Source organism: Heliobacterium chlorum, assembly GCF_014502795.1.
GTDB classification, from domain to species: domain Bacteria; phylum Bacillota; class Desulfitobacteriia; order Heliobacteriales; family Heliobacteriaceae; genus Heliobacterium; species Heliobacterium chlorum.
The window spans coordinates 17,358-30,776 of the sequence record NZ_JACVHF010000031.1; the positions used below are offsets into that span (position 1 = coordinate 17,358).

Here is a 13,419-nt window from a genome sequence, read left to right on the forward strand (position 1 = left end):
TAGCGACAAGATCGCTTTTTTATACAGAGATTCTCAACAAATAACCCCGAAATTTTTCGGGATATTACAGAAAAAGGATTCGCAAACTAGCGAACATAGGGTTCTTAATCACCGAGGTTAACAAAAGGGAAACAAAATAGCTTTATTTTTTAGTCGGAATTAAGTTTATTTTAATCCAAACGCTAGATAGGAATGGATTTTGATTGGATCTCGATCTGGACCAGAAAACCGCCATCTTAATGCAGGTGGTCGAGGCAGGCGAATACTTAAAAGAGCTAAGACAAAAACGAAAGCTTACCGTAACGAAAGTCTCTACAGACATCGGTTTGAAAAACCATAGTTATCTTTCGAACTTAGAGAGAGGTAAGGTTACAGACCCAGACGAAAAAGTTTTACGAGATCTGGAAAAATATTAAGGTCTTGAAGAGGATGAGTTAAACTGGAGATTTGGAAAGGTCCCAGACAAATTAACGGAAGAAATTAAGCAGACCCCTTACCTACAAGAACTTATCTACGATATCAATAGAAGAAAATTTTCTCCCGAAGTTAAGAAAAAAATGCTACGGGAGTTACTATTGGTATATAAGGGCATAGTCGATAAATATGAAACAAAAGTAATTAACCGCAGTCCTGAAACTGAATAATCAAACGTATCCTTCACAGACCCAACTGTCTGGCTACGTATTCGACGCAATACTTTGCCAATACAATTCCATACATATAATGCTAGCGAGACACACATGGCCGCACAGCCTGCGACGTCGCCAACTCCGATGCCATGTTGAGTGGGCCAGGCGGAGGGCAAGCAGGGTCGGTGAGTTCTGTTGTCTCTTTCGTTATTTAACCGGGTAGAACTATAAACACGATACCTATGTCAAAAACCCCGACGTACCCCGCAACGCTATTTGACACTAAGTATTGTACTCTATATATCTACCGGTAAAACTGTAATAACGGTATCTATAGTACAGTACCCTATGTCAAAGATCCCGACGGGGGTACGTCACGCTTTTTGACATAAAGTATGTATCTATACCGGTATATAAGATCTTATACTGTTATAACTGTATATACAGTATAGGACGGTACACCCCGGCCAGCTTGTAAATAACCGGTATACCCCAACCTTTATATGAGCAGGAATATCCCGGTGGCGGCAGCAACAGTCGTAGTACACCGGAAATTCACTGTAATATGACATACGCACAGACCGTTGAAAAGCGGTCTTTTATCATGTCCTTATGTAGAAGATAAAACTGTGAAGTCCTGGAGGGGGGTGATCATAGAATGGCAGTAAGGAAACGTCCAGTATTCGCTGTGGCTCCCGAGCAGGCAAGGGCAGCAGAACTTTTCGTGGGTAATGAGTTGGACGGTAGATTAACAGTAGCCGAAATTGCAGAGCAGGTTGGCGTTAGTCCCCGGACCATCTACCGGTGGAAACAAGACCCCGAGTTCTTAGCGTACCAGAATCACCTCGCGGACTTGCTGATGGAGGACTTTCTAACAGAGGCTTATTCGCGGCTCCGTACGCTGGTGAAAGCCGATAACGAAAAGACCCAGTTGAAAGCTCTAGAACTCTTGCTGAAGAACCGTGGCAAGCTAACAGATGTCAAAGAAGTAACGGCCACGGTTGAGGATACCCGGAATAATGAATCCCTGGCGGATGAAATCGCAGAGTTGAAGCGTATGCTAGGGGAATGATCCAACTACCTCTTGTCGGACAAGTTTATTATTGTGTAAACTGAATATGGCCCACAGGTCTCCATTTCTGTAGCAGCTACCCCCGAAAAGGGATGGCTGCTTTTCTTTTTTTGTTTGATCATTCTTCTGTTGATTATACGATCAAAAGAGCTATACTGTAGCCGACAAACCCATATAATTGGTCCCATTATCCCCGAAATATTTGATCGTATATTCAGAAGGGCGGACGAAGCAATGATCGCAGACTTCCTTGAAGACCTCGAACGGCTGGGGAAAAGCCCACTCACCGTCAAACAGTACGCAGCTTCATGGGGCCGGTTCAAACGCTGGTTCGATGCGGAACACCCGGCGACAACAGCTGCATCAAATGATGGACCCCCACCCCACCCCCACCGGGGGGGCTCCGGCCTGGGGCTGGTGCTTCAATCGGACATATCACGTTTCAAAAGGTGGTCTGGAAATAGTTACAAGCCTCGTACCATTGCGTTAACCCTGTTACAACTCCGGGTAATCTTCGATTTTTACGTTAAACGTGGCGATATCCCGGATAATCCCGCCACCGACGTTGAAAACGTGCCCACACCGGCTCAAAACCCCAAATGGCTTACCCGGAATGAACAGAACTTGCTCATACGCACCGTACGCCAACGGGGGAACCTTCGAGACCTCGCGTTGATTACAGTATTTTTACATACAGGCCTACGAGTCAATGAAATAGTGACTCTCAGAATTTCTGAGACTTATTTATCCGAACGAAAAGGACAAATAACTGTCCGCAACGGTAAGGGCGGAAAGTACCGGGAAATCCCGTTAAATAACGATGTTCGGAAGGTGTTGGCCCTGTACCTAGCGGAATATCCCCGGCAGGCTAACGATTACCTTTTCTTCACCAACCGCTCTTCCAAAATGACCACCAGAGCGGCTCAGGTTATTATCGAGAAATATAAAGAGCTTACCGGAATCGCCCACCTGAACTGCCATAGCCTACGGCATACCTTTGGTCATCAACTGGCTACCCACAAGGTTCCACTGGATGTTATTGCTCGGCTGATGGGGCACCAAAAAGCCAACGGCGATCCCTGCATATCTACAACGATTATCTATACCCGGCCCGGTTCCGACGATCTTGAACGGGCGGTTTCGGAACTAGAATGGACTTAAAATAGACCATCTGTTGTCCCTCGGTGTACGCCGGGGGATTTTCTTTTGTTCGAAACTTGTAGACCGCTGATTCAGTCTCTCTTTTCAATACGGAAGGGGTTATATCGAAATGGGAGGAGGGTACTTTTTGAATTGTTATTGTTGTACCAAGATTGAACTGGACTGCGTCTATCACATGGACTGCATCGTGGGGATGCGGCAATTACCGGATGAATCCGTTAACCTAGCCGTGGTCGACCCTCCGTATGGAATCAACTTCACGTCAAATAACCGTAAAGTAAAACCGCTTCTGTCCGCCAAGGGAATCCAAAACGATGGTTTGGATAATGCCGAATTTCTTGCCACAGTGATTTTTGAAATCAACCGTGTCCTGAAGCCAAACTCTCACGTGTACTGGTTTACCCGGTGGGATAAGGTCAAGATTCAGCAACCACTGTTAGAAAAGTTCTTTCTGGTTAAAAACAGCTTAATCTGGATGAAAAACGGACGGTCCATGGGCGATCTCCGAGGTGCCTATGCCGGTCAGTATGAAAACATCCTGTTCTGCCAAAAGGGTCGCAGGGACTTAAACGAAGTAGACGGCATTTCCCGACATACCGATATTTTACCGTTTGACCGAGTTCCCCCGGCTCGCCTACGGCACAACCATGAAAAACCCGAAGACCTTATCGAGTTTCTCATCCGCAAGTCTTCTAATCCCGGAGATATCGTTCTTGTTCCATTCGGGGGAAGCGGTAGTGAGTGTGTGGCCGCCAAGAAAACGGGTCGTCGATTCATCTCTTTTGAACTTGAACCTCAATATATCGAACTTGCCAAAGAGCGACTTCAAAGAGTTGCTGCCTAAAATCACTGGCCCGCTGTGTGCCATTCTAAGCGGCCAGTTTTTTTTATGTGGCATAAATACTCGAAGTCCCTGGGTTCGATCGAACGTTGGCCCCAAAGAACGCGGCTGTGGGGGTAGGTGAATAAGCATGGACATCTGGAACAGGGCCGAACGGCAAAAACGGCTCATGATGCTCGAAGAAAAAATCCGTCTGTATGAACGGGTGGAGGCAGACCGCGGACTTTCTGAGTTTCAACAGGCGGACTTTATTGCCAATCTAAAAGAACTTGCGAAACTTCGTCGAATTGACCGGGCGGAAAACGATGTACTGTATTTCTGCTACGAGTACTTTTCCGATGACAAAAACCCGACAAACGATCAAAACCTTATCCCTACGGGAACCACCATCGACGACGCCCCTATGTTTCACCGGGAACTCTGTAGCCTACTTGAAAACGTGTCCGAGAGAAATGTAACCGCCAGAATCGGCTGGGCCGCCCCTCGGGGACACGCCAAAAGTGCCTATCTATCCAACTGCTTTCCGGTTCATCAAATCGTCTATGGCAAGCGAAAGTACATCCTCATCATTTCTGAAACGGACGGAATGAGTAAAAAGTTCATTGAGTGGATTTCCGGCCAGCTTAAATTTAACGAAAAGTTGCGGGAAGACTTCGGTGAATTCCTTAGTCCCCGGAAATCGATGAACGACAAGGATAATCAAGAAGCCATTCTGACCAGTTCCGGGGTACTGGTGGAAGCCGCATCGATGGGGAAACAGCTTAGGGGGAAACGGAACGGCTCATACCGGCCCGATCTGGTGATTTTGGACGATCTGGAATCCGCCAAAAATACGAATACCCCAGAATTGCGGGAAAAGAATCTGCACTGGTTTAACTCCGTCGTGATGCCCATCGGAGACCCCACTCGGACAGCCTTCATTTACATGGGGACGATCGTTCACGCCTCGGGCCTGCTCCGTTCCGTGTTGAATCGAGCGGATTTTGAGAGCCGTACCTATGCCGCGATACTTTCCCGGCCGGAACGAGAAGACCTGTGGGAGAGATTCGAAACTATCTGCCGTGATGCGGAAAACACAAACCGGCTGGATGATGCCCTAGCTTTATATGCCGCCAACCGGGAAGAGATGGACCGGGGTGTAAAGGTGCTTTGGCCTACCCGGTTCCCATTTCTAAAGCTCATGATTGAAAAGGTGAATATCGGCTCTCGGGCCTTCTCTTCAGAATTTATGAATAACCCAGTGGATGAGGAAAGTCAAATCTTCCGGCCTTCTTGGTTTACGTTTTTCGACTACGGGGATCTCGATCGGCAAACTGTAGATTATTTCGGAGCCTGGGATATCGCCATGGGAAAAAACAATCGCTCTGACTACAACGCCATTCTAACCGTCGCCAGAAATCGGCGAACGGGTGTGTTGTATGTTGTGGACGCCTGGGCGATGAAATGTCCAGCCCATGAAGCCCTTGCCGCAGCAGCAGATAAAATCGTCCAGTATCGGCACAGGGTCTTTGCCATTGAAACGGTGCAAGCTCAACATGACCTATTCCGGCAACTTCGAGAACTCCTAACCCGGCAAAGTATCTACCATACCAAACTGAAAGCCGTGGTCAGCCGGGGTAAAAAAGAAGAACGCATTGAATCCCTTGAACCATTAGTGGAGCAGGGGATTTTACGTTTTATGAGGCACCAGCGACTTCTTCTTGAGATGCTGGAACAGTTCCCTAGCCACGACCACGATGACCTGCCCGATGCATTACAGATGGCCGTGGAACTCTGCGGTGCCGGACGTCGAAGGACGTTTCACAAAAAGCCGGAAGGGTTGTAACGCATAGCCACAGCTAATCGAAGTGGATGAAAAGAAGGGAAAGGAGGTCTTCAATTGTCCCTATTCAGCATCGGGAGTTACTACCCGGCACCAGCCCACCGTGATCGGATTCGGCGGTATCGGGAGAATAAAAAGCTCTTTTTGGGCAGGCATTACGATGTTTTTCAGCGGGTTCAAAATAAGCTTTCACGCAGGCAAAACGAACTGCTTTATATCTCCACAAACTTACCCGGCGTAATTTGTAAGAAATCGGCCGATTTTCTATTTGGAGAACAACCCACATTTTCCGCCGGTAAAAACGATAACTCCAATGAGCAACTAGCGATCGAGCGACTGGTTGAGGGGAATGACCTCCATATCCTCAGCTACGAAAGTGCGTTATCCAACGCCTACCGGGGCGACTCCTTTTACAAAATTCGTTACGGCCAGGAGTACGGCGGGATGGTGGGGAAGGAGAGCGATCCCTTCCGGGTCATTATCGAATCCCAGAATCCCGAGTATGTGTTCCCTGAAACGGCTCCCAGCGACGCGAACCGCATCATCGCGTATCACATTGCATACCCGGTGCTTGTGAAGCGGGGTGATGCCGAGGATTGGTTGTTAACCGCGGAATCCCACTATCCGGGCCGCATCGTCTACGCTAAATTCAAACTAGACCCGATTGTGGTCACCGCGGACAATGAAATCAACGAGTGGCGGATTTCCGCCGAACTTTCTGCAGAACACCGGGAAGTGATTACCGGTGTCCCATATCCGCTGGTAGTCCACGTCCCCAACTATGCTACCGACGATTATTGGGAAGGCATCGATGACCTCAGCGAAAACAAGCCTCTGTTCGATGAAATCAACCACAGGCTTTCGCAGATTGCATCCATCCTTGATAAGCATGCTGACCCGGCCATGGCGGTACCAGCTGGTACATTGGGCGAAGATGAACAGGGCAACCCTATCTTCCGGGTGGGTGTTGATAAGGTCTTCGAGGTGATGGGGAAGGATGAAGTGGTTCCGCAGTACATTACCTGGGACGGCCAGTTACAGGCAGCTTTTATGGAATTGGACAAGCTGGTCAAGTTACTGTTAATCAACGCCGAAATCCCCGAGATTGCTTTAGGCTCTGGTGATGCCGGGACCAGCGGGGCGTCAGGTCTGGCGATCAAGTGGCGGCTTAACTCGATTCTGGCGAAGGTAAACCGCAAACGGCAGTATTATAACAAAGCCTTGAAACGGGTATTACTGATCGCCCAACTCCTCGAAATTGCCTGTAAGGGACCACAAGATTACGAAGTCACAGTGCCCAAGGTCAAATTCAAAGACGGCCTGCCCGATGACGAAACCGAGATGGCGAGCATCATGTCCATTCGAACCGGCGGCAAATCAACCATCTCCCAGAAATCGGCCCTAATGTGGCTGGACGATTTGACGGAAGAACAGGCTGATGTAGAGTTAAAGCGTATGCAGGAAGAGGATGCCGTGGCCGATCCATCCATTTTTCAACAACCCGGTGATGGTGAATGACGCCAATTCCAAAGCCCGTCTATGAACGGGATATCCAGCGGCTGATTGGCTATTACCAGAAGGCGTTTACCGAAATTGCTGGTAGATTAAAAACCATCCCGTCATCGGGCGGGTTGGAAAACGCCTATGCCGAATCGTTACTTTCGCAAATCATGGTCATCCTTCGAGACTTGGACGGCTCCACGAAATCATGGTGCGAGCAGGTCATTAATCAAGCATTTACTGGAGCACAAGCACAGACCATCCTTTCGCTAGGCGATGCATCCTCCTTATCTGAGGCAGCATCGTCCATTTCTTTTTCCATGCTGGCCAGGGAGCGAACCGAAGGGTTAATCAACGACACCTACACGGATTTGCTGATGGCCACACAAAACACAGAAAGAAAGATTAAGCAGCTTGTAAGGAACGCCGTTAGCGAGACGTTACGGGTGAAAGCGTTGGAACAGATGGGTCGCAGAACAATGAAAGGTGCCATCATTAACGACCTAACCCATAAAGGTCTGTCGGCAAAGTTAAACAGCGATGCTTGGGTGGGTATTGTCGATCGGGCGGGTCGGCGGTGGAACCTATCGACCTATGCCGAAATGGTAGTCCGAACAAAGCTCACCCAGGCCCACATTGAGGGAACTCGAGTGGAGACTTTGGAACGTAACGTCGATCTGGCGGTCATATCGTCCCACGGAGCAAAAGATGCTTGCCGGGCCTTTGAAGGAATAGTTATTTCCCTTCACGGACTGACGCCGGGGTATCACTCCTATGACCAAGTCCGGTCTACCGGAATGATTTTTCACCCGAACTGCAAGCATCACGTTAGTCCGGTACGGGACATCGATTTACTTCCCAAAAGGCTGAGAGAAAAACACGACCAAAAGATGAAAGCACTCCGTATGTAACGTGAGTGCTTTTTTCATGCCCGACCTACCTGCGTTATGTCGTTAAACTGGCCGCTAAATCAACCCACGCGGACGTAACCGCGATATCAAACGTAGGGTAAGGAGGATATTCTTTTGAGCGAAGAAACTCAAGTACAGGAGCCGCAACAACAAACGATTCCCGAAGGAAAGCCTGAACCTACGCCCCAAGAGCATCTCATCCCTAAATCCCGGTTCGACGAAATCAACACCAAATATAAAGATGTACAGACCCAACTGGAGCAACTGCAAGCCGAGCGTGACCAGCAATCGAAAAAGGCGAAAGAACAACAAGGTAAGTTTGAAGAACTCTATAAAACCACTGCAGACGAACTGGCGAAAACAAACGACGGTTACAAAGCCACCAATAGCCGGGTGCAACAGTTGGAATCGGTTATTAACGGTCTGTTGGAAGCCAAGTTAGAGGGTATTCCAAAAGATTTTCACGACTTGGTTCCCGGCAATCTAACGCCGGAAGCCAGGTTGGAATGGTTAACGGCGGCTGAAAAGAAGGGCTTGTTTGGCCAGAAACAAGAACAGCCCGTCGGCCAAGCAACGAATCCACTTCAGACGATGACGTCAGATCTTAACCAATTGAGTCCAATACAGCTTCTTAAACTTGGTTATTCGCAAAGAGGATAAGCACTTGTGCTACAAAAATCTGTTTCATTTAATTAAACGAAAAATATAAGGGTAACGGTATTGCTTCCCATCGTTCGCTGAAATCGATGCAACGATCGTCATGACGAATTGAACGAAGCCAACGAACATCAATAGCAAAATTCCAACTCCGAGAAAAACCAAAAGAAAGCTAATAAACGCATAAATTAGGATGCTAATTTGAAAATTAATGGATTCCTTACCTTGATCATCGACGAAGGGCATATCTTCTTTTTTTATTAACCAAATGACCAAGGGAGCCACGACTTGACCGATAACAGGAAAAATGAAACCCAGAAGTGAGGAAAGGTGACAAAGCATTGCCCAAGTTCTCTCGTCTCGAGAGGGGACTTGTGGGGAACCAATGACGTCATTCATCACAGCCAACCTCCTTTGAATCAAGAAATTATTGTAACTATCACAATTATACTCCAAACTTACCAGTCAGGCTAGGGATAAAGAAAATGGATGATGGAGGAAATTACATTGGCACTTACCATGACAGAAGCAGCAAAGTTATCAACCGATGTATTGCAAAAAGGGGTCATTAGCACTTTTGCCCGATCTTCTCCAATTTTAGAACTCTTGCCCTTCATGGAGATTTCGGGCAACTCGTACAAGTACAATCAGGAGCAGACCTTACCGGGTATCGCATTTCGTTCGGTCAACGAAGGCTATGTAGAATCCGCCGGTGTGGTCAACCAACTTTCCGAAGGCTTGTATATTCTCGGTGGCGACGTGGACATCGATAAATTCCTGGTTCAAACCCGAGGCAACGTCAACGATATTCGCTCCATCCACACGGATATGAAAGCCAAAGCACTAGCCTTGGAATTTACCCGTGCCTTTATCAAAGGGGACGCGGCTCAACCGGGGCAATTCGATGGGTTACAGAAACGGCTGACCAATAAGCAGGTGATTGACGGAAAAGACGAAGTGCTTGATTTGCCAAAGATCGATGAACTTATCGACGCTGTCGAAGGAGAGCCAGACGTCATTTTCTGCTCAAAAACGATGCGTCGAGAACTTAAACTGGTCCTGCAAAACTCCAAGCACTATATCGAAAGCGGCGAAGACTCTTTTGGTCGCCCGGTTGCCACCTATGCCGGGATTCCGATTCGGATTATTGAAACCGATGGAGCCGGTCAAGAAATCCTTGGCTTTACCGAGTTGGATAAAGCGGGTACCACGAGTGATACCGCCTCGATTTACGCGATAAAATTCGGTGCGGAACAGTATGTGTCGGGACTTAGAAACGGTGGTGTTTCTGTCCGTGACCTCGGAGAAATCGACAGCAAGCCGGTCTTCCGAACTCGGATTGAGTTCTATTGCGGTATGGCTGTATTCCATCCTCGGGCTGCAGCTCGGTTACGGTATATCAAAAAAGGTGTCGTTCCGAAGCCCTAGGCTTAGTACAGACGTGGTAGATACAGACTCTGCCACGTCCATCTTTTATATGGGAGGATAAGCGTTTGAAATATCGTATCATCACGCCAAACAAGATTTACAACGGTGTCACGGAGGGGATCTTGTTTACCAACGGTGAGGCTACCGTGGAAGAGGTATGGTTGAAAAATCTGTTTACTCGGGACTACGGGTACACGGCAGAAGAAGTTAAAGAGGAAACCTCGGAAGAAAAAAAGCCCCCTGCCGTTAAAAAATAGGTGATAATCAATGGTTGATTTGAGTAACGCCAACGCCTACCTTACTCATCGTGTCCTTCACAACGAAGATTGGATGTCAGCGGATGATATCACTCGCCAACGTGCCTTGAATACCGCCGAAATCCAACTCTACCGGTTATTCCGTAGATTCCAACCGGATATTTACCCCATTCCTGAAGAAGCCGTTTTTGAACAGGCTCTCTGGTTGTTACGAATGGACGAAACGATCCGTAAAACGCAGCAAGGCGTAAAGTCCGTATCGGTTAGCGGACTTTCCATCTCCATGGACCGAGTAAACCCTGTCTCTCCTGAAGTGATTGCTATCCTCGGTCGTCGGGTGGGGAGGTATGCTGGTTGATTCCTATGAAACAGACCGTCACGATCCGTAGGGCGGGAGCGTTGGATATCTGGGGAAAACCCTCATTTAGTAAACCTACCATGTATCCCTGCCGGATTGATGCCTCTACCAAGCGAATCGTGCAGGCGAACGGTCAAGAGGTAGTCGCTACCGCCAATATTTTAATGAAAGAATTGGTTGCGTTAGGCGTTAGTGATCAGATAGTGTGGTCCGATGAACTCCATCAAAGCTTTACCAAGAGCCCTTTGAGAATCAGCATTATTCGGGATTTTTCCGGAAAACCGCTGTTTACACAAGTGGTGGTTTGATGAAAATTCAGGTAAAAGTGAACGACAAGGTTCTAAAGCGAGCAGAGAAAGAGATCCGTAACCAGATAAAGCGTGCCGTCCATGACTGTGCCGATGACCTTGTTCGGGCATCATCGGAAACGGCACCGCATGACAAAGGCATCTTGGAAAAATCCTTTGCCAAAGAAGTAACCTCTACCTCCAGTACAGTTACGGCTACCGTTGATTACAGCATCAAAGAACGCGGCTTTAATTATGCTTTGGCCATGCACGAACTGAAATACCCGCTCGGTCCTGGTTCTTTGGCTAAACCCGGCGGCTATGGAATGAGTGGAAAGCATTATCCCGTCGGGAACAAGTTCCTGACCCGTCCATTGGAAGGCGAGACCCAGACATACAAAGAGTACATTGAACGGGAAATCCAGAAAGTCTTGAAGGGGGCGTAAGGCATGCGAATGGCTCAAATTATCGCTGTTCTTCAGCAAGCCGTCCCCTTCATGTATTTTGCGAACGTTTTTCCGGTCATGGTGGATGATTGTGCAACAGTTCGGGTTAGCGGCGGGGGAGAAGCCAGTGTAAAAGCAAATCTTAGCCGACCAACCCTACAAATTTTAATTCGAGCCGGTGATCCTGCAACGGCTGAAGAGAAAGCAAATGAGATTCATCAATCATTTACGGGCAAACGAAACTTCGACGTGGGAACCACCCACGTCATTTTTTGTGCGTCTCAATCATCGAGTCCATTATTTCTTGGCTTGGATGAAAACGACCGATCGATTTACTCGTTGAATTTCTCACTCATTACAGAGGAGGTCTGAACTTGGCAAAAATCGCAGGGGTTGACGTACTGCTCTATATACAGACCGGTGGGACCGATGAAGCTCCCACGTACACCGTCGTTGGTGGACAATCGGGAGCTACCTTAAACCGGTCAGCCAAGCTGATTGAAACTACATCCAAAGATGCCTACGGTTGGGCGGAGAACGTTGCCGGGGTGCTGTCCTGGTCGCTCGAATGCGACGGCTTCATGTTGGCCAGTGATGCGGCGTTGGATGCTTTGGATACGGCCTTTAACTCCCGGACCAGTTTAAAAGCCGAAGTACGGATGCCCAGTGGCAAGAAGTTTACCGGAACCTGCATCATCACCGACTTCCCCTATGAGTTCCCCAAGGATGATGCAGCCACCTATAAAATCACACTGACCGGAACGGGTGCTTTAACAGTAACCACAGCAACCCCTTAAAACGTAGGAGGTCTTTATCTTGGCGAATAAGCAACGCGGAATCGTCGACATTGTATTGGACAAGCCCCGGAAACTTCGGTACACCCTCAATGCCCTGGCGGAAATTGAGGACAAATTGGGAGTATCGGTGACTGAACTAAACGGGGCAAATCTAGGCATGAAAGCAATCCGAACCTTCTTGTGGGCCGGTCTTGCTCATGAGGATGAGGACTTAACCGAACGGGAAGTGGGCGAGATGGTCGATTTCGATAACTTTGCCCATGTTCAGGAGAAGATTGCGGAAGCCTTTGAGTTGGGCACCCGAAAAAACGGATAACCCGAAGCGACTGGACATTACTGCGTCAGGCAGCGTTCGGTTCGCTTCGGATTACCTCGATTGAATTCTGGCAACTAACCCTTGCGGAACTGTTAGATATGCTGGAAGCCGTCCATGAAAACGAAAGCAAACGGCAGGAAGCCGAATATCTCCGAACGGCGTGGTTGGCTGCGAATCTGATGAATGCAACCGGCAACGTAAAAAGGCCCGTAACCCCAGATATGCTGCTGGGCAAGGAGGTAGCCGCCAAACGGGTGCCCCGAACGGATCAAATCCGCACACTGGAGGAATTGCAGCGGGAATTTAACGCTCCGGCCCCTTGTGCAGTGGAAGCGTTGTGATGGCTTCACACTCCGAGTCTACATGATGATGATGAAATTGAACGCTTGGCCCGACCCCCGCTGTCGATGTCCCAGTGACGGCGGGGGCGGGCTCTTTTCATTCTGGCGGAAAGGAGGAACGGTATGCCGGCCTTATCTAGCGTGTTGGTCAAATTCACAGCGGATATTTCCAGCGTCAATGCCACTATTAAGACGGCGATGAACCAAGTCAAAACGGCCGGTAAGGAAATGGATGCATCCGGCGGCATCATGGGCAAAGCCTTCGACGGATTCAAAGCCGTCGCCTTGCCTGCTATTGGTGCGGTCAGTGCGGCTTTAGGCGGGTTATCGCTGGGTAAAGGGGTTTCCTTCAACGCAGATTTGGAACAGGCTGCGATTTCCTTTGAAACCCTACTGGGTTCGGCAGATCGGGCAAAGCAGATGATTCAAGACTTGCAACAGTTTGGTGCGTCAACCCCGTTTGAATTTCCCGGACTGCAGAACTCCGCAAAACTCATGCTGGCGATGGGCTTCAATGCGGAAAGTGTGATGCCCAACCTAAAAGCCATCGGGGATGCGGTGTCCGCTGTCGGCGGCGGGGAAGAGATGCTGAATGG

19 protein-coding genes are annotated in these 13,419 nt (G+C 48.6%); 18 read left to right on the top strand and 1 reads right to left on the bottom strand.

From position 1 onward, the window contains the following. The first annotated feature begins 203 nt into the window (after positions 1–203). The 8 genes from H1S01_RS17595 to H1S01_RS17630 all read left to right on the top strand — a co-directional run bounded on the left by H1S01_RS17595 (position 204) and on the right by H1S01_RS17630 (position 8,596). Positions 204–416, top strand: a complete 213-nt coding sequence (locus H1S01_RS17595; RefSeq protein WP_188041704.1) for a helix-turn-helix domain-containing protein — start codon at positions 204–206, stop codon at positions 414–416. A gap of 871 nt (positions 417–1,287) precedes the next feature. Next, a complete protein-coding gene (locus tag H1S01_RS17600) occupies positions 1,288–1,701 on the top strand; it encodes a phBC6A51 family helix-turn-helix protein (protein ID WP_188041705.1) in 414 nt (137 codons plus the stop codon). Positions 1,702–1,935: 234 nt separating this feature from the next. Next, entirely contained in the window at positions 1,936–2,862 is a 927-nt protein-coding gene (locus H1S01_RS17605; protein ID WP_188041706.1) for a tyrosine-type recombinase/integrase, read from the top strand. Between the two features lie 127 nt (positions 2,863–2,989). Then, positions 2,990–3,706, top strand: coding sequence for a DNA-methyltransferase (locus H1S01_RS17610; RefSeq protein WP_188041707.1), 717 nt, complete (start codon positions 2,990–2,992; stop codon positions 3,704–3,706). Positions 3,707–3,833: 127 nt separating this feature from the next. Further along, the gene (terL, locus tag H1S01_RS17615) at positions 3,834–5,528 is read left to right on the top strand and encodes a phage terminase large subunit (RefSeq protein ID WP_243237420.1); all 1,695 of its coding nucleotides are present in this window, start codon (positions 3,834–3,836) and stop codon (positions 5,526–5,528) included. Positions 5,529–5,582: 54 nt separating this feature from the next. After that, on the top strand, positions 5,583–7,043 hold the full coding sequence (locus tag H1S01_RS17620) for a phage portal protein (RefSeq protein ID WP_188041708.1): 1,461 nt from the start codon (positions 5,583–5,585) through the stop codon (positions 7,041–7,043). Beyond that, a complete protein-coding gene (locus H1S01_RS17625; RefSeq protein WP_188041709.1) occupies positions 7,040–7,936 on the top strand; it encodes a phage minor capsid protein in 897 nt (298 codons plus the stop codon). Before H1S01_RS17620 ends, H1S01_RS17625 begins: the two co-directional genes overlap by 4 nt. Before the next feature lie 114 nt (positions 7,937–8,050). After that, entirely contained in the window at positions 8,051–8,596 is a 546-nt protein-coding gene (locus H1S01_RS17630) for a hypothetical protein (RefSeq protein ID WP_188041710.1), read from the top strand. Positions 8,597–8,620: 24 nt separating this feature from the next. Here H1S01_RS17630 and H1S01_RS17635 read toward each other — a convergent pair whose 3' ends face one another. After that, positions 8,621–8,992, bottom strand: coding sequence for a DUF4870 domain-containing protein (locus tag H1S01_RS17635; protein WP_188041711.1), 372 nt, complete (start codon positions 8,990–8,992; stop codon positions 8,621–8,623). A 108-nt stretch (positions 8,993–9,100) separates the two neighbouring features. Between H1S01_RS17635 and H1S01_RS17640 the strand changes: the two genes are divergently transcribed. The 10 genes from H1S01_RS17640 to H1S01_RS17685 all read left to right on the top strand — a co-directional run. Beyond that, positions 9,101–10,021 carry a major capsid protein gene (locus tag H1S01_RS17640; RefSeq protein ID WP_188041712.1) on the top strand — a complete coding sequence of 307 codons (921 nt, stop codon included), beginning with the start codon at positions 9,101–9,103 and terminating at the stop codon, positions 10,019–10,021. A gap of 65 nt (positions 10,022–10,086) precedes the next feature. Next, positions 10,087–10,278 (top strand): hypothetical protein, encoded by a 192-nt coding sequence (locus tag H1S01_RS17645; protein WP_188041713.1) that lies wholly within the window; start codon positions 10,087–10,089, stop codon positions 10,276–10,278. Positions 10,279–10,288: 10 nt separating this feature from the next. Then, on the top strand, positions 10,289–10,636 hold the full coding sequence (locus H1S01_RS17650; RefSeq protein ID WP_188041714.1) for a hemerythrin domain-containing protein: 348 nt from the start codon (positions 10,289–10,291) through the stop codon (positions 10,634–10,636). Then, on the top strand, positions 10,633–10,944 hold the full coding sequence (locus H1S01_RS17655; RefSeq protein ID WP_188041715.1) for a hypothetical protein: 312 nt from the start codon (positions 10,633–10,635) through the stop codon (positions 10,942–10,944). The genes H1S01_RS17650 and H1S01_RS17655 overlap by 4 nt, the downstream gene beginning before the upstream one ends. Then, positions 10,944–11,369, top strand: coding sequence for an HK97 gp10 family phage protein (locus tag H1S01_RS17660; protein WP_188041716.1), 426 nt, complete (start codon positions 10,944–10,946; stop codon positions 11,367–11,369). The genes H1S01_RS17655 and H1S01_RS17660 overlap by 1 nt, the downstream gene beginning before the upstream one ends. Positions 11,370–11,372: 3 nt before the next feature. Next, on the top strand, positions 11,373–11,741 hold the full coding sequence (locus H1S01_RS17665; RefSeq protein ID WP_188041717.1) for a minor capsid protein: 369 nt from the start codon (positions 11,373–11,375) through the stop codon (positions 11,739–11,741). A gap of 2 nt (positions 11,742–11,743) precedes the next feature. Continuing rightward, entirely contained in the window at positions 11,744–12,166 is a 423-nt protein-coding gene (locus H1S01_RS17670; protein WP_188041718.1) for a phage tail tube protein, read from the top strand. A 19-nt stretch (positions 12,167–12,185) separates the two neighbouring features. Continuing rightward, on the top strand, positions 12,186–12,482 hold the full coding sequence (locus H1S01_RS17675; protein WP_188041719.1) for a hypothetical protein: 297 nt from the start codon (positions 12,186–12,188) through the stop codon (positions 12,480–12,482). 20 nt (positions 12,483–12,502) lie between these two features. Then, positions 12,503–12,823 (top strand): phage tail assembly chaperone, encoded by a 321-nt coding sequence (locus H1S01_RS17680; RefSeq protein ID WP_207732408.1) that lies wholly within the window; start codon positions 12,503–12,505, stop codon positions 12,821–12,823. Between the two features lie 123 nt (positions 12,824–12,946). Further along, the coding region (locus tag H1S01_RS17685) for a hypothetical protein (protein WP_423751943.1) at positions 12,947–13,419 on the top strand (473 nt) is incomplete at its 3' end.